The 24,417-nt window shown below is 70.4% G+C and carries 18 protein-coding genes and 1 tRNA gene; 8 read left to right on the top strand and 11 right to left on the bottom strand.

All coding sequences use genetic code 11. The annotated features are described in order from the left end of the window. Positions 1–79: 79 nt before the first annotated feature. Positions 80–1,867, bottom strand: a complete 1,788-nt coding sequence (locus OG710_RS05885) for a glycoside hydrolase family 35 protein (protein WP_330238376.1) — start codon at positions 1,865–1,867, stop codon at positions 80–82. Positions 1,868–2,015: 148 nt separating this feature from the next. Here OG710_RS05885 and OG710_RS05880 point away from each other — a divergent pair, with 148 nt between their 5' ends. The 5 genes from OG710_RS05880 (at position 2,016) to OG710_RS05860 (ending at position 8,963) form a co-directional block, all read left to right on the top strand. Further along, positions 2,016–2,894 carry a helix-turn-helix domain-containing protein gene (locus OG710_RS05880; RefSeq protein ID WP_330238375.1) on the top strand — a complete coding sequence of 293 codons (879 nt, stop codon included), beginning with the start codon at positions 2,016–2,018 and terminating at the stop codon, positions 2,892–2,894. Between the two features lie 11 nt (positions 2,895–2,905). Then, positions 2,906–3,229, top strand: coding sequence for a chorismate mutase (locus tag OG710_RS05875; RefSeq protein WP_330238374.1), 324 nt, complete (start codon positions 2,906–2,908; stop codon positions 3,227–3,229). Positions 3,230–3,295: 66 nt separating this feature from the next. Beyond that, positions 3,296–5,797 carry an aminopeptidase N gene (gene pepN / locus OG710_RS05870; protein WP_330238373.1) on the top strand — a complete coding sequence of 834 codons (2,502 nt, stop codon included), beginning with the start codon at positions 3,296–3,298 and terminating at the stop codon, positions 5,795–5,797. Positions 5,798–6,150: 353 nt separating this feature from the next. Further along, entirely contained in the window at positions 6,151–7,554 is a 1,404-nt protein-coding gene (locus OG710_RS05865; RefSeq protein ID WP_330238372.1) for a pyridoxal phosphate-dependent decarboxylase family protein, read from the top strand. Then, complete coding sequence (locus OG710_RS05860) at positions 7,551–8,963, top strand: lysine N(6)-hydroxylase/L-ornithine N(5)-oxygenase family protein (RefSeq protein ID WP_330238371.1); 1,413 nt, start codon at positions 7,551–7,553, stop codon at positions 8,961–8,963. The genes OG710_RS05865 and OG710_RS05860 overlap by 4 nt, the downstream gene beginning before the upstream one ends. Positions 8,964–9,043: 80 nt before the next feature. Here OG710_RS05860 and OG710_RS05855 read toward each other — a convergent pair whose 3' ends face one another. After that, a complete protein-coding gene (locus OG710_RS05855; protein WP_330242163.1) occupies positions 9,044–10,855 on the bottom strand; it encodes a bifunctional metallophosphatase/5'-nucleotidase in 1,812 nt (603 codons plus the stop codon). Between the two features lie 241 nt (positions 10,856–11,096). On the opposite strand from OG710_RS05855, the gene OG710_RS05850 reads away from it, so the two are divergent. Together OG710_RS05850 and pyk are read left to right on the top strand one after the other, a co-directional pair. Further along, complete coding sequence (locus tag OG710_RS05850) at positions 11,097–11,798, top strand: SIMPL domain-containing protein (RefSeq protein ID WP_330238370.1); 702 nt, start codon at positions 11,097–11,099, stop codon at positions 11,796–11,798. A gap of 146 nt (positions 11,799–11,944) precedes the next feature. Continuing rightward, positions 11,945–13,378 (top strand): pyruvate kinase, encoded by a 1,434-nt coding sequence (pyk, locus tag OG710_RS05845; RefSeq protein ID WP_330238369.1) that lies wholly within the window; start codon positions 11,945–11,947, stop codon positions 13,376–13,378. Positions 13,379–13,393: 15 nt separating this feature from the next. On the opposite strand, the gene OG710_RS05840 is transcribed toward pyk, so the two are convergent. Next, complete coding sequence (locus OG710_RS05840; RefSeq protein ID WP_330238368.1) at positions 13,394–14,158, bottom strand: transcriptional regulator; 765 nt, start codon at positions 14,156–14,158, stop codon at positions 13,394–13,396. A gap of 108 nt (positions 14,159–14,266) precedes the next feature. Then, positions 14,267–14,341: transfer RNA gene (locus OG710_RS05835), tRNA-Leu, on the bottom strand. 98 nt (positions 14,342–14,439) lie between these two features. On the opposite strand from OG710_RS05835, the gene OG710_RS05830 reads away from it, so the two are divergent. Next, positions 14,440–15,090: an ANTAR domain-containing response regulator gene (locus OG710_RS05830; RefSeq protein ID WP_111332857.1), complete on the top strand. Its 651-nt coding sequence runs from the start codon at positions 14,440–14,442 to the stop codon at positions 15,088–15,090. Between the two features lie 69 nt (positions 15,091–15,159). On the opposite strand, the gene OG710_RS05825 is transcribed toward OG710_RS05830, so the two are convergent. The 7 genes from OG710_RS05825 to OG710_RS05795 form a co-directional block, all read right to left on the bottom strand. Beyond that, a complete protein-coding gene (locus tag OG710_RS05825) occupies positions 15,160–15,876 on the bottom strand; it encodes an ABC transporter ATP-binding protein (protein WP_111332859.1) in 717 nt (238 codons plus the stop codon). Beyond that, positions 15,873–16,751 (bottom strand): ABC transporter ATP-binding protein, encoded by an 879-nt coding sequence (locus tag OG710_RS05820; RefSeq protein ID WP_330238367.1) that lies wholly within the window; start codon positions 16,749–16,751, stop codon positions 15,873–15,875. Before OG710_RS05820 ends, OG710_RS05825 begins: the two co-directional genes overlap by 4 nt. 4 nt (positions 16,752–16,755) lie before the next feature. Next, positions 16,756–18,546: a branched-chain amino acid ABC transporter permease gene (locus tag OG710_RS05815; RefSeq protein ID WP_330238366.1), complete on the bottom strand. Its 1,791-nt coding sequence runs from the start codon at positions 18,544–18,546 to the stop codon at positions 16,756–16,758. 5 nt (positions 18,547–18,551) lie between these two features. Beyond that, entirely contained in the window at positions 18,552–19,481 is a 930-nt protein-coding gene (locus tag OG710_RS05810) for a branched-chain amino acid ABC transporter permease (protein WP_330238365.1), read from the bottom strand. A 101-nt stretch (positions 19,482–19,582) separates the two neighbouring features. Then, positions 19,583–20,800, bottom strand: coding sequence for a branched-chain amino acid ABC transporter substrate-binding protein (locus OG710_RS05805; protein ID WP_330242162.1), 1,218 nt, complete (start codon positions 20,798–20,800; stop codon positions 19,583–19,585). 646 nt (positions 20,801–21,446) lie between these two features. Beyond that, entirely contained in the window at positions 21,447–21,917 is a 471-nt protein-coding gene (locus OG710_RS05800; protein WP_330238364.1) for a PaaI family thioesterase, read from the bottom strand. Between the two features lie 139 nt (positions 21,918–22,056). Next, complete coding sequence (locus OG710_RS05795; RefSeq protein WP_330238363.1) at positions 22,057–24,330, bottom strand: FdhF/YdeP family oxidoreductase; 2,274 nt, start codon at positions 24,328–24,330, stop codon at positions 22,057–22,059. Positions 24,331–24,417: the final 87 nt, after the last annotated feature.

The following is a 24,417-nucleotide window of genomic DNA, read 5'->3' as shown; positions in this document are numbered from 1 at the left end:
CTCCCGCGACGCTCGACCCCTCCTCACTGTAGAACGCGACCGGCCGCCCCGCGGTTGCCCGCCCCGCAGTCGCCCGTCCTCAGCCCGCCGCCCGCACCGGCAGCCCCGGACCCAGCTCCACATGGGCCGCGCCCGCGCCCTCCGTCTCCAGCACCCACACCTCGTTGACCCCGTCCCGCAGCACCGGACCGGGAACGTACAGCGTGTGCTGCGGGCCCGCCGACCAGTATCGGCCCAGGCAGAAGCCGTTCACCCAGACGAATCCCCGCGTCCAGCCGGGCAGTTCGAGACCCGCGTGATCCGCCCCCGCCACCTCCACCGACTCGAACACACCCCGGTACAGACCCGGCCCGCCCGCCCCGTCCACCGGCGCGAACGGCACCCGCGCCATCGCGCCCGGCTCGTCGAACGCGTCCAGCCGCAGCGCCCGCGCCCGCACCCCGTGCAGATACTGGCGCTCGTGCAGCACACCCCCGGTGATCCCCTTCGGCTCGCCCAGCCGCGGCCCGTAATTGACCCGGCCCAGCGACTCCACCCAAAGCTCCACCTCGGCCGGCCCGGCCACCGGCTCCGCCAGCGTCGCCTCCTCCTCGCTCAGCACACCCCGCCGCACCCCGTCCACGTACACCACCGCCCGGTCCCGCAGCCCCGCCACACCCAGCGGATACGGGCCGCGCGGACCCGGCACGGCCACCCGGTAGCGCACCAGCCCCCGGTCCAGCCCCAGCTCCTCGAACGTCGGCGGCACCCCCGACTCCGCCCGCTCCTCCTCGCCCAGCGCCTCCAGCACCGCGGACAGCGGCGCCCACGCGGTCAGCTCCGCCCGCACCGGGGCGGCGAGGCCGACCGGCTCGGCCGGCAACGCCGGCAGCGGCCCCTCCGCGTACCGGGCGAGCACCTCCCGGAACAGGCGGAACTTCTCCGTGGCCCGCCCGTACTCGTCCACCGGCGCGTCGTAGTCGTACGACGTCACCGTCGGCAGCAGCTCCCCGTCCTGGAGCGGCCCCGAACGGTTGGCGCCCGCCCAGCCCGCGAAGTTCGTACCGCCGTGCGCCATGTAGACGTTCACCGACGCCCCGCACTCCAGGATCTCCGCCAGCGCCTCCGCCGCCCGCGCGGGCTCCCGCACCACCGGCGGCGCACCCCAGTGCTCGAACCAGCCGCACCAGAACTCCATGCACATCAGCGGACCGGGCGCCCGGTGCCGGCGCAGCACTCCGAACGCCTCACCGGCCCCCGAACCGAAATTGGCCGTCGCGAGCAGACCCGGCACCGAACCGCCGGTCAGCATGTGGTCCTCCGGCCCGTCCGAGGTGAACAGCGGCACCGTCACCCCGAACTCGCCCAGCAGCGCGGCCACCCGGCGCAGATACACCGCGTCGCTGCCGTAACTCCCGTACTCGTTCTCCGCCTGCACCATGATCACCGGCCCGCCCCGGTCCACCTGCCGCTCCACCACCTGCGGCAGCAGCCGCGCGAACCAGGCCCGCACCGCGTCGAGGAACCCCTCGTCCCGCGTACGCACCCGCCGCCCGAACCGCCCGGTCACCCACACCGGCAGCCCGCCGTTCTCCCACTCGGCGCAGATGTACGGGCCCGGCCGCACGATCACCCACAGCCCGGCCCGCGCCGCCGCGTCCAGGAACCGGCCCAGCGCACCCACGTCCCGGAACCGGCCCGGCCGGGGCTCGTGCAGATTCCACGGCACGTACGTCTCCACGCAGTTCAGGCCCATCGCCCGCAGCATCGCCAGCCGGTGGTCCCACTGCCCCTCGTGCACCCGGAAGTAGTGCAGCGCCCCCGACAGCAGCCGCACCGGCCGCCCGTCGATCCGGAAATCCTCGTCCCCGACGCCGAAGTCAGCCATGGTGCCCGCTCTCCCGATGCGTGAAATGTCTCGTTCCAGCCTCACCCCTGGCGCCCGGCCGGTCCATGGACAAAAATCGCGGCTGATTGGACAAACCACCTGCTCACCAGGCACACAGGCAGGAGAACCGGGGAGCACGGAGGAGCCGATGTACCAGACCTGGATGCGCTTCTTCACCCCCGGACCGCTCCACCACCGCCTCGGCCTCGTCTGCCTCGGCGTCGGCCTCCAGCACGGCACCCTGCCCCCCGTCGGCCCCCGCACCCTCGACCACCACGTCGCCGTCGTCGTCCACTCCGGCAGCGGATGGTTCACCGCCCCCGACGGACGGCGGCGGCCCGTCACCGCCCCCGCCCTCCTCTGGCTCACCCCCGGCACCCCGCACCACTACGGCGCCGACCCCGACACCGGCTGGGACGAGAGCTTCGTCGACTTCACCGGACCCGCCACCACCGCCTACACCGAACTCGGCTACATCGAACCCGACCGCCCCCTCGTCCCGCTCACCGACACCACCGCACCCCGCGCCGCCGTCCACCGCATGGTCAGGGCCGCCCGCCCCGGCAACCCCCTCCTGGAGGCCGAGACCGGCGCCGCCGTCCACGAACTCCTCGTCGCCCTGCGCCGCGCCCGCACCGGCACCGGCCCGGACGACGACCCCGTCCTGCGCGCCCTCGCCCGCGACGCCCTCCAGCCGCTCACCGTCGCCGAACACGCCGCCCGCCACGGCATGACCCCCGCCGAACTGCGCACCGCCGTCCGCCGCAGCGCCGGATGCAGCCCCAAGGACTACCTCCTCGGCATCCGGCTCGGCCGCGCCAAGGAACTCCTCGCCACCGGCGACCTCCCCGTCGCCGCCGTCGCCCGCCGCGTCGGCTACGACGACCCCGCCTACTTCTCCCGCCTCTTCACCCGCCGCGTCGGCACGCCCCCCGTACGCTTCCGCGACCAGCAGCGCCGCACCGTACCCGGCGGCTGGAGCGACCACGTACCGGACCCGGACCACCCGCCGACGATCACGCCGTAAGCTCGCTGCCCATGACCACGAACGACATCGACGACTCCGTACGCGGCGAGCTCGACCGGCTGCGCCAGAGCATCGACAACATCGACGCGGCCGTCGTCCACATGCTCGCCGAACGCTTCAAATGCACCCAGGAAGTCGGCCACCTCAAGGCCGCCCACCAGCTCCCCCCGGCCGACCCGGCCCGCGAGGCCCGCCAGATCGCCCGCCTGCGCCAGCTCGCCGAGAACGCCCACCTCGACCCCGCCTTCGCCGAGAAGCTGCTCAACTTCATCGTCGCCGAGGTCATCCGCCACCACGAGCGGATCGCCGAGGAGTCCGCCCAGGACGGCAACTGAGCCGGGCCGGGCCCGCGCACCACAACCCGCCTGCGCGCCGCACCGCCCATACGGCAGCATGTCCCCATGTCCGTACTGACGCGCGATGAAGCGCAGGCCCGAGCCCAGATCCTCGACGTTCAGCGATACACCATCGAACTCGACCTCACCACGGGAGAGGAGACCTTCGACTCCCGCACCGTGATCGAGTTCACCGCCCGCACCGACGGTGACACCTTCGTCGAGCTCAAGCCCGCCACCCTCCGCGCCATCAGCCTCGACGGGCAGCCGCTGGACCCCGGACACCTCACCGAGAACCGGTACCCGCTCACCGGCCTCACCACGGGCCGCCACGAGCTGCGCGTCGACGCCGCGATGCACTACTCCCGCACCGGCGAGGGCATGCACCGCTTCACGGACCCCAGCGACAACGAGACCTACGTCTACACCCAGCTCTTCATGGAGGACGTCCAGCGCGTCTTCGCCGCCTTCGACCAGCCGGACCTCAAATCCGTCTTCGCCCTCACCGTCACCGCCCCCGAAGGCTGGACCGTCCTCGGCAACGGCATCACCCGCCACACCGGCGAAGGCCGCTGGACCATCGCCCCCACCCCCCTCCTCTCCACCTACCTCGTCGCCGTCGCCGCCGGGCCCTGGCACTCCGTGACCACCGAACACGCCGGACTGCCCTTCGGCATCCACTGCCGCCGCTCCCTCGCCCCCCACCTCGACGCCGACGCCGACGAGATCCTCGACATCACCCGCGCCTGCTTCGACCGCTTCCAGGAAAAATTCGACGAGCCCTACCCCTTCGACTCCTACGACCAGGCATTCGTCCCCGAATTCAACGCCGGCGCCATGGAGAACCCCGGCCTCGTCACCTTCCGCGACGAATTCATCTACCGCTCCGCCGTCACCGACACCGAACGCCAGACCCGCGGCATGGTCATCGCCCACGAAATGGCCCACATGTGGTTCGGCGACCTCGTCACCCTCGCCTGGTGGGACGACATCTGGCTCAACGAGTCCTTCGCCGAGTACATGGGCTACCAGACCCTCGCCGAAGCCACCCGCTTCACCGACACCTGGGTCGACTTCGGCGTCGCCCGCAAGGGCTGGGGCTACAGCGCCGACCAGCGCCCCTCCACCCACCCCGTCGCCCCCGACCCCGCCGACGTCCCCGACACCGCCTCCGCCCTCCTCAACTTCGACGGCATCTCCTACGCCAAGGGCGCCTCCGCACTCCGCCAGCTCGTCGCCTGGCTCGGCGAGAAGGACTTCCTCGCCGGCATCAACACCCACTTCGCCCGCCACAAGTTCGGCAACGCCACCCTCGCCGACTTCATCGACAACCTCGCCTCCGCCACCGACCGCGACGTCCACGCCTGGGCCGAGCAGTGGCTGCGCACCACCGGCGTCGACACCCTCACCGCCCGCACCACCGAGACCGAGACCACCTGGTCCCTCACCGTCGACCACCGGGGCACCCGCCCCCACCGCATCAGCGTCGGCGCCTACGACCACTCCCTCGACACCCAGCACGGCCCCACCCCCCTCGTCCTGCGCGAACGCTTCGAGGCCGGCATCCCCGAGGACGCCCCCACCACCCGCCCCGGCCGCCGCCCCGCCCTCGTCGTCATCAACGACGAAGACCTCACCTACGCCAAGATCCGCCTCGACCCCGCCTCCCGGACCACCGTCCAGGACAGCCTCTCCGGCATCCCCGACCCCCTCACCCGCGCCGTCATCTGGAACGCCGCCCGCGACATGGTCCGCGACGGCGAACTCGCCCCCCGCACCTACCTCGACCTCGCCCGCGCCCACCTGCCCCACGAAACCGACCTCGCCCTCCTCCAGGGCGTCCTCGAATTCGCCGACGGCCAGGTCGCCGCCTGCTACACCGCCCCCGAGGACCGGCCCGCCGCCCTCGCCACCCTCACCGCCCTCTGCCGCGACCTCATCCGCCGCACCGAGGACGGCACCCACCCCGGCCTCCGCCTCACCGCCGTACGCCACCTCATCGACGCCGCCACCCAGCCCGACACCATCCAGGGCTGGCTCGCCGACGACACCGTCCCCGGCGGACCCGAACTCGACCCCGAACTGCGCTGGCGCATCCTCACCCGCCTCGCCGTCCTCGGCGCCACCGACGAACAGGCCATCGCCGCCGCCCTGGAGAACGACCCCAGCGCCACCGGCCAGGAAGGCGCCGCCCGCTGCCGCGCCGCCCTCCCCACCCCCGAGGCCAAGGCCGCCGCCTGGGACGCCATGTTCCACGACGACAGCCTCTCCAACTACCTCTTCACCGCCACCGCCCAGGGCTTCTGGCAGCCCGAACAGACCGACCTCGTACGCGCGTACGTGCCCCGCTTCTACCCCGAGGTCGCCGAACTCGCCGCCCGCCGGGGCCCCGCCATCGCCGAAGCCGCCGGACGCCACGCCTTCCCGGTGTCCGTCATCGACGCGGACAGCCTCCGCCTCGGCGAGGAAGCCCTCGACGACCCCGCGCTCATCCCCGCCCTCCGCCGCAAACTCATCGACCAGGTGGACGACCTGCGCCGCGCCCTGCACGTACGCGACGCCCACTGACCCCACCAGCCCGCCCGTGCCCGGCCCGCCCCACTGAGGAGCGCGCCGGGCACGCGCACATCGGCGCCCGACCGTGCTCGCTCCCGCCCGGCACGCGCGCACCAGTGACCACCCCCCCGCCACAGCGCCGAACCTGCCCCGCTCGGGCAAGCCCCGTCGCACCCCCGCCTTCCGGGCGAACTCCCGCCCCCATACCACCCCGGACCCTCGCCACCCGGCCCCCTCCGCGGCCCGCCACCCTTTCGTGTTCAGATCACCCCGCTCCCCGGTCGCACCGCTCGAAACCCGGACAAGCTGGCACGCACACCCATGCCCGCACCCCGCCACCGCGCGCCCGAAGGACCGGCCACCCCATGCCCCTCCCGCCCCTCGCCGGCACCACCACCGGCCCCGCCGCACTGCGCCCCCTCCTCGACACCGTCCTCACCGCCCTCACCGAAGGCGCCCTCCGCCGCGGCGGCCCCCTCCCCGCCGGCGGGCCCGACGCCGTCACCCCCCGCACCCGCACCACCCTCACCCCCCTCATCCCCGACCGGGGCACCGGCGCCCACCACGCCCTCGCCACCCTCGTCGAAACCCTCACCGCAGGCGCCGCCGACCCCGCCGACCCCCTCTGCGCCGCCCACCTCCACACCCCGCCCCTCGCCCTCGCCGCAGCCGCCGACCTCGCCGCCTCCGCCCTCAACCCCTCCATGGACTCCTGGGACCAGGCCCCCGCCGCCTCCACCCTCGAAGCCGAAACCACCGCCGCACTGGCCGCCGAGATCTACCCCCACCACCCCACCCCCGACGCCCTCATCACCACCGGCGGCACCGAAGCCAACCAACTCGGCCTCCTCCTCGCCCGCGAACGCAACGGCCCCGTCCAGACCATCACCGGCGCCAACGCCCACCACAGCATCACCCGCGCCGCCTGGCTCCTCGGCCTCCCCGAACCCCTCACCGTCCCCGCCCCCCACGGCACCATCGACCTCCACGCCCTCCACGACACCCTCAGCCGCAACCACGGACACGGCCCCCTCCTCGTCACCGCCACCGCGGGCACCACCGACACCGGCCACATCGACCCCCTCACCGACATCGCCGACCTCTGTGCCCACCACGGCGCCGAACTCCACATCGACGCCGCCTACGGCGGACCCCTCCTCTTCAGCCCCACCCACCGCCCCCTCCTCGACGGACTCGACCGCGCCCACAGCGTCACCTTCGACCTGCACAAACTCGGCTGGCTCCCCGCATCCGCCGGCATCCTCGCCGTCCCCGACCACCACCACCTCCACCCCCTCCACCACCAGGCCCCCTACCTCAACGCCGACGACGACACCGAAGCCGGCCTCCCCGACCTCCTCGGCCGCTCCCTGCGCACCACCCGCCGCCCCGACGCACTCAAGATCGCCGTCACCCTCCGCGCCCTCGGCCGCACCGGCCTCGCCGACCTCGTCGACCGCACCTGCGCCACCGCCCACACCCTCGCCGACCTCATCACCCGCACCCCCGGCCTCGACCTCTACGACCGCCCCACCATCAGCACCGTCCTCTTCCGCCCCACCGACGCCGACGACCACACCGTCGCCACCCTCCGCCGCACCCTCCTCACCCGCGGCCACGCCGTACTCGGCCGCACCCGCACCCGAGGCCGCCTCTGGCTCAAGGCCACCCTCCTCAACCCCCACACCACCCCCGACGACCTCCACCGACTCCTCGGCCTCGTCACCCACCTCACCGCCGAACTCAAGGAAGGCAGCACCCTCCGATGACCGCCGCCGCCCCACCCACCGACCCGCACCGCATCCACGACCTCGTCGGCATCGGCATCGGCCCCTTCAACCTCTCCCTCGCCGCCCTCGCCCACGGTCTGCCCACCCCCCTCACCACCGCCTTCTACGAACAGCGCCCCGCCTTCCACTGGCACCCCGGACTCCTCATCGAAGGCGCCACCCTCCAAGTCCCCTTCCTCGCCGACCTCGTCACCCTCGCCGACCCCACCAGCCCCTGGAGCTTCCTCAACTACCAACGCACCCAGGACCGCCTCTACCCCTTCTACTTCGCCGAGCGCTTCCACATCCACCGCTCCGAATACGACGCCTACTGCCGCTGGGTCAGCACCCAACTCCCCGCACTCCACTTCGGCCACCAGGTCGACACCATCCGCTGGGACCCCCACGCCGCCCACTTCGAAATCGACCACACCCAACTCGACGCCCACGGCGAAGCCGCCTCACTCGGCCGCACTCACACCCGCCACATCGCCCTCGGCATCGGCACCGAACCCCACATCCCCGAACCCCTCAAACCCCTCACCGACACCCACCCCACCACCGCCCCCGTCATCCACTCCGCCGACTACCTCCACCACCGCGACCGCCTCCTCGACGCCCGCCACATCACCGTCATCGGCTCAGGACAATCCGGCGCCGAAATCTTCCTCGACCTCCTGCGCGCCCGCCCCACCGGCAGCGAAGGACTCCACTGGCTCGCCCGCACCCCCGCCTTCGCCCCCATGGAGTACTCCAAACTCGGCCTCGAACACTTCACCCCCGACTACACCCGCTACTTCCACGCACTCCCCGAACCCGTACGCGACACCCTCGTCCCCCAGCAATGGCAGCTCCACAAGGGCATCGACCACGACACCATCGCCGCCATCCACGACGAGCTCTACCGCCGCACCCTCCACGGCGCCTGGCCCGACGCCACCCTCACCCCCGGCGTAGCCGTACGCACCGCCGGACGCGTCGCCAACACCCGCGTCGAACTCCACCTCGAACACACCCAGCAACGCACCCGCACCCGCATCACCACCGACGCCGTCGTCCTCGCCACCGGCTACCGCGAACGCCCCCTCGACACCCTCCTCGAACACCTCCGCCCCCACCTGCGCCGCGACACCGCAGGACGCCCCCGCGTCGACACACACCAACGCCTCGACCTCGGCCCCGCCATCACCGGCCACATCTACGTACAGAACGCCGAACGCCACACCCACGGCGTCGGCACCCCCGACCTCGGCCTCGCCGCCTGGCGCAGCGCCACCATCCTCAACGACCTCACCGGCACCAACCCCTACCCCCTGCCACACCGCACCGCCTTCACCACCTTCGGCCTCACCCAGCCCGCCATCCCCGCCCAGCCCCCCACCCTCGTCCCCCTCACCCATCCCAACTGACCCCGTACACACAGCAAAAAGCGGCCGCCCCGCCTCCCGAACAGGAGGCGGAACGACCGCCCGAACCACCAGCCGAACCCCTAGAACACCGGCACACCGTCCCGCGTCAGCCGCCAGTCCACCGAGGCGAACTCCGCAGCGTCCACCGAACCCTTCGCCCGCACCCAGGCGATGATCGTGTTCCGGATCTCCTCCGAATTCGCCCACAACTGCTTCGCACCCGGCACATGCGGGAAGTTGCCGCCCCCACTCGCCCGGTAGTTGTTCACCGCCAGCACGAACCGCGCCGCCGGATCGACCGGCTTCCCCCCGAACGCGAAATTCACGATCCGCGAACCCACCGGCTTCGCGATGTCGATGTCATACGTCAGCCCCGACACCGCGTCGTAGTTGTAGTCCGGAGTGTTCTCCGCATTCGTCAGCTCCGCCGGATCGACCGGAACACCCGCGGGAGTCCGCACGTAGTACTTCGCCGAGTACTCCAGATACTCCAGAACCTGCGCACCCGTCAGCAGCCGCGCCTCCAGCGTGTTCTCGAACGGATACAGCCCCGCCGCATCCCTGATCGTCACATCCCCGGCCGGAATCCGCGCCGTCCGCGAGAAGCACGACGCCTGCGACAGCACCGGCAGCTCCGCGTACTCACCACCCGCCAGCGCCGCCCGCACCGTCTCCGTCTGGACGACATTGATCAGATCGATGATCGGCTCGTCCTTCCACGCCGCCTCCGCCGTCGTCATCGCCGCCGCCGACGTCCCGATCACCTGATTGACGTACGCCACGACCTTCCGGTGCTCGTCCGCCAGCAGCTTCGTGATCCTCGGGTCCTCCACCGCCGTGTTCGAGTTCAGCACCCGCGAACCCGCCCGCTCGACCACCCAGCGGCCCTTCTCCCACACCACGTCGAAGTCGAACAGCGTCAGCCGCTGCCCCCACTTCAACGGCTCCGAGAGCACGACCCGCTTCCCCGTCTCCTCGTTCTCCACGAAGTACTCGGGAATCTCCAGATGCGCGTGACCCACCAGAATCGCGTCGATCCCCGGCACCCGCTCCGCCACCAGAGCCGCCGCGTTCTCCACATGCGGGATCTGATCCCCGTACGACGACGTCCCGCTCGTCCCCGAGTGCGCCGACACGATCACCACGTCCGCACCCATCGAACGCAGCCGCGGCACGAACTTCGCCGCCTGCTCCACCAGACCCGGGAACACCATCTTCCCGCCCACATTGGCCTTGTCCCAGATCGCGATCCCCGGATTCGTCAGCCCCAGCACCGCCACCCGCACATCCCGGCCGTGCGGCGTCCGCAGCTTCCGGATCACATACGGCGCGAACGCCGGCCGCAGCGTCCTCGCATCCAGCGCGTTCGCCCCCAGCAGCGGGAAGTCGCACTGCTCCTCGAACTTCCGCAGCACCGGAATCCCGTAGTTGAACTCGTGGTTCCCCAGCGCCGCCGCGTCATAGCCGATCGCGTTCATCGCCTGCGCCATCGGATGCACCGGACCACGCTTCGCCGTGATCGGGTCGATCTTCGCGTAGTAGTACGAGAGCTGCGTGCCCTGAATCGTGTCACCCGCGTCGATCATCAGCGTGTTGTGACGACCCTTCTCCCGCCGCACCTCCTCCACCAGCGTCGAGATCTTCGCCAGACCCACATCGTTGTGGTCCTTGTCGTCGAACTCGGCATCCGTGAAGTAGTCCCAGTTGAAGACGTTCCCGTGCAGATCCGTCGTCCCCATCACGGTGAACGAGTACCGCTTCGGCGGACGCCCGTGCCCCCGACCGTGCCCCCGTCCGTGCGCCTCAGCCGGCGACGCGGCACCACCCGCCATCACCGCACCCGCGCCGGCCGCGGCCGATGTCCCCAGGAACGTCCTTCGGTTCAGCGGCATCTCGTCTCCCACATCTCTGTTCTCCTGCTGCGCATCTCTTGCTGCGAAGCTCCCCGCACGCCACCCACCCCGCCGGTCGACGCGTGTAGAACAGCCGACGAACCACACGGACGAGCAGGCGACGCGCGTAGATAATCACCCGCACACCACCCCCGGCAACACCCCCGGCAGGTTTCCATGCCATGACCACACACCAACCACCGGACGTCCCGCTGTCGTACCCGGATGCCAGAGTGGACCCATGAACGACACCGCCCAGCCCTACGGCACCCCGGACCAGCCCCGCCTCGCCGTCCGCGGCGAAGCCCGCCTGGAAGTCGACCCCGAGATCGCCCGCCTCTCCATCACCGTCACCGCCCGCGGCAAGGACCGGCGCGCCGCCCTCGAAGACCTCACCCGCCGCAACGCCACCGTCCTCGAACTCGCCCGCACCTACGGCGACGCCGTCGAAAAACTCGAAACCGGCGCCCTCTCCATCAGCCCCGAACTCGTCCACCGGGGCCGCGACGAGAAGATCCGCGCCTACCACGGCCGCGTCTACATCACCGCCGTCCTCAACGACTTCACCGCCCTCGGCGAATTCGTCACCCGCGTCGGCGACCTCGACATGACCCACGTCAACGGCCCCTGGTGGGCCCTGCGCCCCACCTCGCCCGCCCACGGCGAAGCCCGCCGCCAGGCAGTCCGCGAAGCCGTCCAGCGCGCCCGCGAATACGCCGGAGCACTCGGCGCGGAACTGGCCGCCCTCGTCGAACTCGCCGACATAGGCGCCGAGAACGCCGCCCCCGTCGCCTACGCCCGCCGCGCCGGCTACGGCGGCGCGCTCCCCGCCCCCGCCGGAGCGGGCGCCCCGCCGGCCCCCGCCATCGACCTCGAACCCCAGCAGCAGACCGTCTACGCACAGGTGAACGCCCGCTTCACCATGACCCCGCCGAAACTCTGAATTCCCACCCGCACGCACGGTGCGGCGTGCTCATCCGAGCACGCCGCCGCACAATTCAACAGTTGTCAATAACCCTTCATCCAAAGGTGGTTGGACAGTCATACAGAGCCAATTACCTACCCATAGGTAAGGTCTAGGCTCGACCCATGCGCCGAGCCAAAATCGTTTGCACCCTGGGACCAGCCACCGACACATACGACCAGATCAAGTCCCTGGTCGAGGCCGGAATGGACATCGCCCGCCTCAACCTCAGCCACGGCAGCTACGCCGAACACGAAGAGCGCTACCACCGCGTCCGCAAGGCTTCCGACGAGGGCCGCCGCAGCGTCGGCGTCCTGGTCGACCTTCAAGGCCCGAAGATCCGCCTCGGACGCTTCAGCGAAGGCCCCGTACTCCTTGAACGCGGCGACGACTTCACCATCACCGTCGAACCGCTGGAGGGCGACCGCCACGGCTGCGGCACCACGTACGACGGCCTCGCCACCGACGTCACCCCCGGCGAGCGCATCCTGATCGACGACGGGCGCGTCACGCTCGAAGTCACCGAGGTGGACGGCCCGCGCGTCCGCACCACCGTCATCGAGGGCGGCATGGTCTCCGACCACAAGGGCCTCAACCTCCCCGGCGTCGCCGTCTCCGTCCCCGCGCTCTCCGAGAAGGACATCGACGACCTGCGCTGGGCCATCCGCACGGGCGCCGACATCATCGCCCTCTCCTTCGTGCGCAGCGGCCGGGACATCGAGGACGTCCACCGCGTCATGGACGAGGAGGGCCGCCGCCTCCCCGTCATCGCCAAGGTCGAGAAGCCGCAGGCCGTCGACAACATCGAGGACATCGTCGCCGCCTTCGACGGCATCATGGTCGCCCGCGGCGACCTCGGCGTCGAGATGCCGCTGGAGCAGGTGCCGATCGTCCAGAAGCGGGCGATCAAGCTCGCCAAGCGGAACGCGAAGCCGGTGATCGTCGCGACGCAGATGCTCGACTCGATGATCGACAACTCCCGGCCCACCCGCGCCGAGGCGTCCGACGTCGCGAACGCCGTCATCGACGGCACGGACGCGGTGATGCTGTCCGGTGAGACGAGCGTCGGCAAGTACGCCATCGAGACGGTCCGCACGATGGCGCGCATCGTGGAGGCGGCGGAGGAGGACATCCTCGCGAAGGGGCTGCCGCCGCTGACCGAACGCAACAAGCCCCGCACCCAGGGCGGCGCGGTGGCCCGCGCGGCGGCGGAGATGGGCGACTTCCTCGGCGCGAAGTTCCTGGTGGCGTTCACGCAGAGCGGCGACACGGTGAAGCGGCTGTCGCGCTACCGCTCGCCGATCCCGCTCCTGGCCTTCACCCCGGACCCGGCCACCCGCTCCCAGCTGAACCTGACCTGGGGCGTCGAAACGTTCCTGGGCCCGCAGGTGGACTCCACGGACGCGATGGTCGCCCAGGTCGACGAGGAGCTCCTCAAGATCGGCCGCTGCCGCAAGGGCGACGTGGTCGTCATCACGGCCGGCTCCCCGCCCGGAGTGGCCGGCTCGACGAACCTGGTCCGCGTCCACCACATCGGCGAGGACGACAGCCCGAAGTAGGGGAGGGCCCCGCACTCAGTGTTTCGGCCCGACGTGCGCGTCCATCAGCGCGACGGACGCGCGTCGGGCGACGGAGATGTTCTTGCCATTGGTGTTCTTCCACTCGACGCCGAGCCGGTCGAGGGTGTCGGTGTAGAGCGTCAGGATGTCGGCCGACAAGTTGGTGAAGAAGTACCGGGGATACTCGTAACGCTTTCGTTCGCCTTGGACGAGGCGGGTCGCCCAGTTGGTGATGCGACAGCCGTCGGAGTGGATGAGGCCGCGGACGAACTCCCACGGATGCGCGTCGACGACGGCCTGTTGCCATTCCTCCAGAGCGATCTCGCGCTGGTGCTTCTTGCCGGGCCCGTGCTGAGGGAAGAGACACGGCCAGTGCTTGCTGAAGCATGTGACGTACTGGCAGCCCGGACTCGACACCAGGCACACCTTGTTGGCGGGTCGCGCGGTTCGGACGGCCTCGACGCAGGCGTCGATGAGGCCCGGCCAGGCGTCGGCGCACGCGATGCGGAGGGAGTACACGCCGCGCCTGCCCGCGCTGACACACCCGTCGCCGAGGTAGAGCCCGAGCAGATACGCGTACGCCGCCGGAGCTTCGGGCGGCCCGGGCGTTTCGCCACAGCGGGGGCAGTCGCGACCGCGTGCGTATCCGAGCGGTTCCATCCGCACGAGCCATGACCGGATGGCGGCCCGGGAAATGCCTGTCCGCTTGCTGACGGCATTCAGGCTGAGGCCCTGTTCGAGGAGGGCCAGGGTGTGCTTGCGTGTTTCAAGGTCGTACACGTGGACGATCATGGCCGTGTCCGGGGAACTGATCCTGGAAAACGTCAGGACTCACACGTTCCCGTGAAAACCTACGGTTTTGCTGCGACCTTTGAATCGAAGGAAAAGTGCCCCGAGTCGGATTCGAACCGACACTGTATGGGTTTTGAATCCATTGCCTGCTGCCAATTGGGCTACCGGGGCTGGAAGAATCGAAGGTTTCCTTCGACCCGCTGCGCGACCACCATACCGTAGCTGGGTAGGCTCGGGGCAGCAGTCCCTGCCCTGGAACAAGGAGCCCCGTGACCACCCCCGAGTCGCCCCAGCCCGTCGCCGATGACGACAAGTCGCACGTTCCGCCGCTGACGACCCGTGTCGTCATCGCCGAGGACGAAGCGCTCATCCGCCTCGATCTCAAAGAGATGCTGGAAGAGGAGGGGTACTCCGTGGTGGGGGAGGCCGGGGACGGGCAGCAGGCCGTCGAGCTGGCTCGGGAGCACCGCCCGGACCTGGTCATCCTGGACGTGAAGATGCCCGTCCTGGACGGGATCTCCGCCGCCGAGAAGATCGCCGAGGAGTCCATCGCCCCGGTCCTCATGCTCACCGCGTTCTCGCAGCGCGACCTCGTGGAGCGGGCCCGGGACGCCGGGGCGATGGCGTACCTGGTGAAGCCGTTCAGCAAGAGCGACGTCGTCCCGGCCATCGAGATGGCCGTTTCGCGGTTCTCCGAGCTGAAGGCCCTGGAGAACGAGGTCGCGGACCTCGCCCAGCGGCTGGAGACGCGGAAGCTGGTGGACCGGGCGAAGAGCATTCTGCAGACGGACTACGGGCTGTCGGAGCCGGAGGCGTTCCGGTGGATCCAGAAGACGTCGATGGACCGCCGGCTGTCGATGCAGCAGCTCGCCGAGGCGCTGATCGCGGACGCCGAGGAGAAGAAGAAGGCCGCGGAGTAGGGCGGCCGCACAAGGACATGGGAAGGGCCCGCGCCACCAGGCGCGGGCCCTTCCCGTTTCCGCGAGGGTTCAGTCCTCGCCGAGGTACGCCTTGCGGACGGACTCGTCGTGGAGGAGGTCCGCTCCGGTGCCGGAGAGGACGATCTTGCCGATCTCCATGACATGGCCCTGGTCCGCGAGGGACAGCGCGGCCTGGGCGTTCTGCTCGACCAGGAGGATCGTCGTACCGGAGGCCCGGAGTTCGACGATGGTCTCCATGATCTTCTGCATCATGATCGGGGAGAGCCCCATGGAGGGCTCGTCGAGCATGAGCAGCTTGGGCTGGGACATCAGCGCACGGCCCATGGCGAGCATCTGCTGCTCGCCGCCGGAGAGGGTTCCGGCGGCCTGCTTCCGGCGTTCCCCGAGGATGGGGAAGAGGTCGTAGGCGCGCTGGACGTCCTTCTCGATGCCCGCCTTGTCGGTGCGGAGGTACGCGCCGAGCAGGAGGTTCTCGGTGATCGTCAGCCGGGGGAAGATGTGGCGGCCCTCGGGGGAGTGGGCGAGGCCCATGGCGACGATCTTGTGCGCGGGGACGTTGGTGAGTGGTTGTCCCTCGAAGAGGATGCGGCCGCTGAGCGGCTTGAGCAGCCCGGAGAGGGTGCGCAGGGTGGTGGTCTTGCCGGCGCCGTTGGTGCCGATGAGGGTGACCACCTGGCCGCTCTCGACGGTGAACGAGATGCCCTTGACGGCTTCGATCTTGCCGTAGGCGACGCGGAGGTCCTCGACCTCGAGCAGTGCGGTCATCGGTTGTCCTCCTCTTCCGTGTGCGCGTCCGTGCCGGTGTGGGCTTCCGCTTCGGCCTTCTCGACCTCGGCGACCTCCTCGGCGCCGGGGGCGCCTTCGAAGGGGGTGCCGAGGTAGGCGGCGACGACGCGTTCGTCGCTCTGGACCTCGGACGGGGTTCCCTCGACGAGTTTCTCGCCCTGGACGAGACAGGCGACGCGGTCGCAGAGGTTGAAGATGAAGCGCATGTCGTGCTCGATGACGAGGACGGCGATGCCCTGGTCCCGGATGGCGAAGATGAGGTCTTCGGTGACGCGGGTTTCCTGCGGGTTCATGCCGGCGGTGGGCTCGTCCAGGAGGAGGAGGCCGGGGTCGCTGGCGAGGGCGCGGGCGATTTCCAGCTTGCGCTGGTCCCCGTAGGGGAGGTTGCGCGCGAGGTGGTCGGCCTTGTTCTGGAGGCCGATGAACTCCAGGAGTTCCATGGCGCGTTCGCGGCCGGCCTGCTCGGCCCGGTTGAAGCCGGGCAGGCGCAGGAGGGCGGACCAGAGTCCTTCCTTGGTCCTGGTGTGGCGTCCGACGAGGACGTTCTCCAGGACGGTTATGTTGGCGAAGAGCCGGATGTTCTGGAAGGTGCGGGCGATGCCTGCCTGGGTGACGAGGTGGGGCTTGGGCGGCAGGACGGTGCCCTTGTAGCGGACGGTGCCCTCGGTGGGGACGTAGAGACCGGTGAGGCAGTTGAAGAAGGTGGTCTTGCCGGCGCCGTTGGGGCCGATGAGACCGACGATCTCGCCGGAGTTGACGGTGAGGTCGACGCCCCGTACGGCGGTGAGGCCGCCGAAGCGCATGGTGACCCCGCCGGCGTCGAGCACGGTCGTGGCGGTGCTGGTGCTGGTCATGGTGTTACGCCCCCGCCTTGGCGATGCCGGCGTCCGTCGCGTCGGACTTCCGGGGTGTGGGCACGTCGGGCTGGTCGGGCTCGTCGTTCTCGTGGAATTCGAGCTGCTTCCTGTGGTCGGCGACCAGGCCCTCGGGGCGGAAGCGCATCAGGACGACGAGCGCGATGCCGAAGAGGAAGAGCTGGTAGTCCTGCATGAACTGCAGCTTGGCCGGGATGAGGTAGAGCAGCGCGGCGCCGACGAAGGGTCCGCTGAGGGTTCCCATGCCGCCGAGGATGACGGCGGCGAGGAGGAACGCGGAGTTCGGGGGCACGGAGCCGGCGAACTGGTACTGCTCGGGCGTCACGGTGTAGTTGACGTGTGCCTGTACGGTGCCGGCGAGGCCGGCGAGGGTGGCGCCGAGGGCGAAGGCGAGCAGCTTGAGCCGGAAGGCGTTGATGCCCATGGCGGTGGCGGCGGTCTCGTCCTCGCGGATGGCGACCCAGGCGCGGCCGATGCGGCTGTCACCGGAGCGGCGGAAGACGAGGACGACGACGGCGGTGACGACGAGCATCAGCAGGTAGTAGTTGGCGGGCCTGCTGAGGGTGAAGGGGCCGATGTCGTGGCTGAGGCCGAAGTCGATGCCGAGGAGGTTGAGGTCGGGGATGCTGGGGATGCCCTGGGAGCCGTTGGTGAGGTCGGGTCCGCTGTTGCCGTTGAGGTTGTTCACGGTGACGCGGAAGATCTCACCGAAGCCGAGCGTGACGATGGCGAGGTAGTCGCCGCGCAGTCGCAGGGTCGGGGCGCCGATGAGGACGCCGAAGATCAGGGAGACGACGGCTCCGGTGAGGACGGCGGCCCAGAAGGGGAAGGTCACGCCGATCGCGGAGAGCGGTGCTCCGGAGACGAGTGCGGCGGCGTAGGCGCCGACGCCGAGGAAGGCGACGTAGCCGAGGTCGAGGAGGCCGGCGAGGCCGACGACGACGTTGAGGCCCAGGGCGACGGTCGCGAAGATGAGGATGTTCGCGCCGATGAGGGCGTATTCCGCGGTGTCCTGGGTGAAGGGGAAGCAGAGCGCCGCGACGAGGGCCGCCGTGAGGGTGACGTTGCGGTGCTTGGAGGTGAGGGCGGTGAGCCGGGCGACGAGTCCGGCGCGGGTGAGCGCGGTGAAGCCGAAGGCCGCGGTGATGAGGAAGCCGATGAACTGCTCGGAGTCCTCGGTGGGGATGCCGATGCCGTAGGTGAAGACGTACAGCGCGAAGCCGAAGGCGACGGCGATGATGATGATCTCGGCCCAGGCCGGGAGGGCCTTGGCACGGGGTGCCGCGGGCGCGGTGAAGCTGTGGCGGAAGCGCTGCCAGGTGCTGGGCGCGGGGCCTTCGGTGGCGGGCGGGACGTCGTGGGGGAGGCCGAGGGAGGCGATGACGGCGACGAGTGCGCCGATGCCGCTGACCCAGGCTCCGGGTTCCAGGTTGACGACGCCGCCGAGCTGGTAGGAGATGGCGCCCATGGTGTAGCCGGTGGTGCCGAGGGTGCCGAGGGCCAGGAGGCGGACGGGGCTGTTGGTGCCGCCGGGGGCGAGGGTGCGCAGTCCGGGGATGCCGTAGCCGGTGAGGGCGAAGAGCAGGGTGAGGACGGCGGCGGTGAGGGTGAGGACCTGGAGGCCGCCGGGGTAGCCGGTGACGGTGAGGTCGCCGGGGAATTCGGAGGTCCAGGTCCAGGGGAGGAACGTTCCGGCGAGTGCGGCGGCTGCGCCGGCCAGGGTAGCGGCGCGTGCGACGGGTGCCGGGAGCGGGAGGAAGGCGTGGGTGGTCATCCGTATCACGCCCTGTCCGCGACGCGTTCGCCGAGCAGGCCCTGTGGCCGCAGCAGCAGGACGACGATGAGGAGGACGAAGGCCCACACGTCCTTCCAGGCGCCGCCGCCGAAGAGGTCCATGCCGGGGACTTCGTTCATGTAGCCGGTGGCGAGGGATTCGGCGACGCCGAGGACGACGCCGCCGAGCATGGCGCCGTAGATGTTGCCGATGCCGCCGAGTACGGCGGCGGTGAAGGCCTTGAGGCCCATGATGAAGCCCATCTTGAAGCCGATCTGGCCGTTCTTGAGCCCGTAGGCGACGGCGGCGACGGCGGCGAACGCGGCACCGATGGCGAAGGCCATGACGATGATGCGGTCGGTGTTGATGCCCATGAGCTTGGCGGTGTCGGGGTCCTGCGAGGTGGCCTGCATGCCGCGGCCGGTGCGGGTCTTCGCGACGAAGAGGCCGAGGGCGATCATGCAGAGGGGGGCGGCGATGAGGACGAAGAGGTCGCCGCGCTGGATGTGGGCGCCGAAGATGCCGATGGACGCGCCCTTGAACTGCGGGAAGGGGCGGTCCTTGGTGGCGTCGGGGTACCACTTCCAGATGGCCTGCTGGAGGGCGAGGGAGAGCCCGATCGCGGTGATCAGCGGGGCCAGGCGGGGAGCGTTGCGCAGCGGCCGGTAGGCGAAGCGTTCGGCGGCGGTGCTGATGGCGACGGAGCAGAGGACGCCGCCGATGATCATGAGGGGGAGAATGGCGAGGAGGTTGGAGCCGGCCGGCATCCAGAGGTACACGGTGAGAGCTCCGAAGCCTCCGATCATGAAGATCTCGCCGTGGGCGAAGTTGATGAGCTGGATGATTCCGTAGACCATCGTGTAGCCGATCGCGATGAGTCCGTACATCGCGCCGAGGATGAGTCCATTGGCCAGCTGTTGCGGCAGTTCGTGCACCGCAGGGCCTCCGTGGAGTGGTTCGGATATGGCGCCGCGCGGGAGTGCTCGTAGCGCTCCCGCGCGGTCTGGTGGGGTGTGTCGGCGGGTGGCCGGGCGGGTTACGGCTTGTAGACCTCGCTGAGCTTGGAGACCCACTTGCCGCCGTCGACCTGGTAGGCGGTCATCATGGTGTTGGTGGTGTCGCCGTACTCGTCGAAGGAGACCGGGCCGGTGACGCCGTCGAACTTGACCTTGCTCATGGCCTCGAGGACCTTGGCGCGGGCGTTGTCGGGGAGCTTGCCGCCGTTCTCGGCGACCGCGATCTTGACGGCCTCGATGATCGACCAGGTGGCGTCGTAGGTGCCGCCCCCGTACGCCTCGTAGGCGTCCTCGTAGCCGGCGGCCTCGTAGTCGGCGATGAACTTCTTGGCGGAGTCGAGCTCCTCGACGGGCTTGCCGACGGAGGTGGCGATGTCGCCCTGGGCCTTCTTGTTGAGCTTGATGAAGTCGGCGCTGTACATGCCGTCACCGCCCATGAGGGGGATCTGCACGCGGGCCTTGAGCTGCTGGCTCAGGGGGGCGCCGGCGGGGTACTCGCCGCCGTAGTAGACGGCCTTGGCGCCGGAGCTCTTGACCTTGGTGACGACGGCGTTGAAGTCGCGGTCCTCGGGGTTCACGTGGTCGGCGCCGACGATCTTGCCGCCGAGGCCGGTGAAGGTGGCCTTGAAGGAGGCCGCGAGACCGGCGCCGTAGGGCTTCTGGTCGTCGATGAGGTAGACCTGCTTGATCTTCGCGTTGTTGTACAGGTACTTCGCGGCGAAGGCGCCCTGGATCTGGTCCGTGGCGGCGGTGCGGAAGTAGGTCTTGAAGGGGCGCTTCTTGTCGCCGGTCTTCCAGTTGTCGCCCTGGGTCAGCTCGGTGCCCGTGTTGGCGGGGGAGACCTGGGTGAGGCCGGCGTCGTTGAGCGGCTTCTGCATCGACTGGGAGACGCCGGAGTTCAGCGGGCCGACGACGCCGAGGACCTTCTTGTTGTCGATGAACTTCGTGGCGTTCTGCTGGCCGACGGAGGGCTGCGCCTGGTCGTCGAGCGGCTGGACCTCGAAGGTGATGCCGGGGACCGTCTTCTCCTTGTTCGCCGTCTTGGCGGCGAGGTCGGCGGAGTTCTTGATGCCGAGGCCGAGGGCGGAGAGGTCGCCGGTCAGCGGTGCGTCGACGCCGATGACGACGGTGGTGTTGCCGCCGGAGCTGTTGCCGTCGCTCTTGTTGTCGTCGTCGCGCGACCCGCAGGCGGTGAGTGTGAGCGCCCCTGTGGTGAGCACTGCTGTGAGGATGAGCAAAGAACGGTGTCGCACGAAAGGTCCTTTCCCTGGCGCGGCCTCCTCTGCTGGAGGAGCCGTGTCGTTCGCCGGGCCGTACTGGGTTGGTACAGGGCCGTGCTGCAGACGCGCCCGGCGGCGCGGTGACTGGCCGTGACTCTAAGGGCAGTGGTGGGGGTCGGGAGTGCTGCCTGCCAAGGATGTGACTCTCTTGTTATGCCCTTGAGCAAGGCTTGAGGTGGGTGGGCGGACATGTACGGCTTTTTACCGGACCGTGAAGTGACCGCAATGTGAGAACGCGCAGCTCTGCTAAGGGGCTTGGGCTGATCTTGCTGCTGTCGCCCGTGGGGCCGCGGTGCGGGCGTACGGAGGCAGGCCGCAGGGCCCGGTGGCGGAGGGGGCCGGGCTGGGAGCGCCGGGGCGGGGCCCCGCACCTCGCGCGTTGGTTACGCAGCGTTACGGTGGCGGGGGTGCGGCGACGCGGTGTGGTGGCGGGGGTGTGTGGGATGCGGTAGCTGAGTGGGCCACGGAACGGCCCACCGGGTCAAGGGGGTTGAGGTTGCGGCGCGCCGAATTCCTTGCGCGGGGCGGTGGTTGTGCTCGGATATGCCGCTGCCCGGCCGTTTTGGCGGACGGCCGGGCAGGGGTGCGGGGGTGTGGCGCGGGGTCAGCCGGCCTGCGGGGCGGGGGTGTCGCGCAGGAGGCAGGTGAGGCGGGCGGTGCAGACGCGCTTGTCGTGCTCGTCGGTGATGGAGATCTCGTACGTGGCGGTGGACCGGCCGCGGTGTACGGGGGTTGCGACGCCGGTGACGAGGCCGCTCCGTACCCCTCGGTGATGGGTGCAGTTCAGGTCGACGCCCACGGCGACCTTGGCCGGGCCGCCGTGGAGCATGGAGCCGACGGAGCCCAGGGTCTCGGCGAGGACGGCGGAGGCGCCGCCGTGCAGGAGTCCGTAGGGCTGGGTGTTGCCCTCGACGGGCATGGTGCCGACGACGCGCTCGGCGGAGGCTTCGAGGATGCGTACGCCCATGCGTTCCCCGAGGTGGCCGGCGGAGAACAGGGCGGGCAGGTCCACGCCGAGCGCGGCGTACTCGTCGATGATCTCCCGGGGGAACGTGGGTGCGGTGTGCTCGCCCATGGGGCCGCCTTCCGTCGCTGTGCGGTGGTGCGTGTCTGTGTTGTTCTTATCAGACGACTGAGCGAGCGCTTAGTCCACGGGTCCGCGGTGTGAGGGGCCGCGGGTCCGCGCTTCCGCGGGTCCACGGGGCCGCGCGTTCTCAGCGCGCGGGTTCGAAGCGCACCACGACGGACTTGGAGGCGGGGGTGTTGCTGGTGTCGGCGGTGGAGTCGAGGGGGACCAGCACATTGGTCTCCGGGTAGTACGCGGCGGCGCAGCCCCGGGCGGTGGGGTAGTGGACGACGCGGAAGCCGGGCGCGCGGCGCTCCACGCCGTCCTTCCACTCGCTGACGAGGTCGGTGTAGGAGCCGTCGGCGAGCCCGAGCGCGGTGGCGTCGTCGGGGTGGACGAGGACGACGCGGCGGCCCCCCTTGATGCCCCGGTAGCGGTCGTCGAGGCCGTAGATCGTGGTGTTGTACTGGTCGTGGGAGCGCAGCGTCTGGAGCAGCAGCCGGCCCTCGGGCAGCTTCGGGTACTCGACGGGCGCGGCGGTGAAGTTGGCCCGGCCGGTGTCGGTGGGGAAGCGGCGGGAGTCGCGGGGGGCGTGCGGCAGGGTGAAGCCGCCGGGGTGCGCGATGCGCGCGTTGAAGTTCTCGAAGCCGGGGACGACGCGGGAGATGCGGTCGCGGATGGTGGCGTAGTCGTGCTCGAAGTCCTCCCAGGGGGTGGCGGAGCCGGGGCCGAGGACGGCGCGGGCGAGGCGGGCGACGATGGCGGGCTCGGAGAGCAGATGGGGGCTCGCGGGGGTGAGGTTGCCGCGCGAGGCGTGGACCTTGCTCATGGAGTCCTCGACGGTGACGAACTGCTTGCCGCTCGCCTGGACGTCCTTGTCGGTGCGGCCGAGGGTGGGCAGGATCAGCGCGCGGGTTCCGGTGACGGCGTGCGAGCGGTTGAGCTTGGTGGAGACGTGGACGGTGAGGCGGGCGTTGCGCATGGCCGCCTCGGTGACGTCGGTGTCGGGGGTGGCGGCGACGAAGTTGCCGCCCATGGCGAAGAAGACCTTGGCGTCGCCGTCGCGCAGGGCGCGGATGGCGCGGACCACGTCGTAGCCGTGGTGGCGCGGCGAGGTGATGCCGAACTCCGTGTCGAGGGCGTCGAGGAAGGCCGTGGAGGGGCGCTCGAAGATGCCCATGGTGCGGTCGCCCTGGACGTTGGAGTGGCCGCGCACGGGGCAGACCCCGGCGCCGGGCCGGCCGATGTTGCCGCGCAGCAGGAGGAAGTTGACGATCTCGCGGATGGTCGGCACGGAGTGCTTGTGCTGGGTGAGGCCCATGGCCCAGCAGACGACGGTGCGTTCGGAGGCGAGGACGAGTTCGAGGGCCTGCTCGATGGCGGCGCGGTCGAGGCCGGTCGCGGCGAGGGTCTCGTCCCAGTCGGCCGCGGCCGCGGCGGCGGCGAACTCCTCGTAGCCGTGGGTGTGTTCGGCGACGAACCGCTCGTCGACGGCGCCCTCGGTGTCCAGGATCAGCTTGTTGAGGAGGCGGAAGAGGGCCTGGTCGCCGCCGATGCGGATCTGCAGGAACAGGTCGTTGAGGGGGGTGCCCCTGACCATGCCGTGCGGGGTCTGCGGGTTCTTGAAGCGTTCGAGGCCGGCCTCGGGCAGCGGGTTCACCGAGACGATCTTCGCGCCGGCGGCCTTGGCCTGTTCCAGGGCGGAGAGCATCCGGGGGTGGTTGGTGCCGGGGTTCTGCCCGGCGATGATGATCAGGTCGGCGTGGTGCAGGTCCTCCAGGGAGACCGAGCCCTTGCCGACGCCGATGGTCTCGGTGAGCGCGGAGCCCGAGGACTCGTGGCACATGTTGGAGCAGTCGGGCAGGTTGTTGGTGCCGAATTCGCGGGCGAAGAGCTGGAGGAGGAAGGCGGCCTCGTTGCTGGTGCGCCCGGAGGTGTAGAAGACGGCCTCGTCGGGGGAGGAGAGGGCGCCCAGCTCCTCGGCGATGATCTCGAAGGCGCGCTCCCAGGTCACCGCCTGGTACCGGTCGGCGCCTTCCGGCAGGTACACCGGCTGGGTGATGCGGCCCTGCTGGCCGAGCCAGTAGCCGCTGCGTCCGGCGAGGTCGCCCACGGGGTGGGCGGCGAAGAAGTCCGGGGTCACCCGGCGCAGCGTGGCCTCCTCGGCGACGGCCTTGACGCCGTTCTCGCAGAACTCGGCGACGTGCCGTTTGTCGCCCTCGGGCCAGGCGCAGCCGGGGCAGTCGAAGCCGTCCTTCTGGTTGACCTTGAGGAGGGTCTGCGCGGAGCGGCGCAGTCCCATCTGGCGCTGGGCGACGCGCAGGCTCTCGGCGACGGCGGGCAGCCCGGCCGCGGCATGCTTGGCCGGGCCGACCTGCGGGGCGTCCTGGACGGGGTCTCCTGCGGGCGGCTTGCCGGCCATGCTGCTCCCCTTCGGGTCTGCTGCGGGCCACCGGGAGGTGTCTGGCGGGTCCGCCGGGTGTGATTCCTTGCCTCTGATCCTGGCACG

Origin of the sequence: Streptomyces sp. NBC_00525 (assembly GCF_036346595.1) — a bacterium.
GTDB lineage: Bacteria > Actinomycetota > Actinomycetes > Streptomycetales > Streptomycetaceae > Streptomyces.
Note: the sequence above shows the minus strand (reverse complement) of the source record. Positions and strands in the feature narration are given on the sequence as shown.

Coding starts and splice junctions, on each gene's coding strand:
- OG710_RS05880 (WP_330238375.1), top strand. CDS start 2,016: ATGTACCAGACCTGGATGCGCTTCTTCACCCCCGGACCGCTCCACCAC.
- OG710_RS05865 (WP_330238372.1), top strand. CDS start 6,151: ATGCCCCTCCCGCCCCTCGCCGGCACCACCACCGGCCCCGCCGCACTG.
- OG710_RS05795 (WP_330238363.1), bottom strand. CDS start 24,330: ATGGCCGGCAAGCCGCCCGCAGGAGACCCCGTCCAGGACGCCCCGCAG.
- OG710_RS05820 (WP_330238367.1), bottom strand. CDS start 16,751: ATGACCAGCACCAGCACCGCCACGACCGTGCTCGACGCCGGCGGGGTC.
- pepN (WP_330238373.1), top strand. CDS start 3,296: ATGTCCGTACTGACGCGCGATGAAGCGCAGGCCCGAGCCCAGATCCTC.
- OG710_RS05875 (WP_330238374.1), top strand. CDS start 2,906: ATGACCACGAACGACATCGACGACTCCGTACGCGGCGAGCTCGACCGG.
- OG710_RS05860 (WP_330238371.1), top strand. CDS start 7,551: ATGACCGCCGCCGCCCCACCCACCGACCCGCACCGCATCCACGACCTC.
- OG710_RS05855 (WP_330242163.1), bottom strand. CDS start 10,855: ATGCCGCTGAACCGAAGGACGTTCCTGGGGACATCGGCCGCGGCCGGC.
- OG710_RS05800 (WP_330238364.1), bottom strand. CDS start 21,917: ATGGGCGAGCACACCGCACCCACGTTCCCCCGGGAGATCATCGACGAG.
- OG710_RS05815 (WP_330238366.1), bottom strand. CDS start 18,546: ATGACCACCCACGCCTTCCTCCCGCTCCCGGCACCCGTCGCACGCGCC.
- OG710_RS05825 (WP_111332859.1), bottom strand. CDS start 15,876: ATGACCGCACTGCTCGAGGTCGAGGACCTCCGCGTCGCCTACGGCAAG.
- pyk (WP_330238369.1), top strand. CDS start 11,945: ATGCGCCGAGCCAAAATCGTTTGCACCCTGGGACCAGCCACCGACACA.
- OG710_RS05850 (WP_330238370.1), top strand. CDS start 11,097: ATGAACGACACCGCCCAGCCCTACGGCACCCCGGACCAGCCCCGCCTC.
- OG710_RS05885 (WP_330238376.1), bottom strand. CDS start 1,867: ATGGCTGACTTCGGCGTCGGGGACGAGGATTTCCGGATCGACGGGCGG.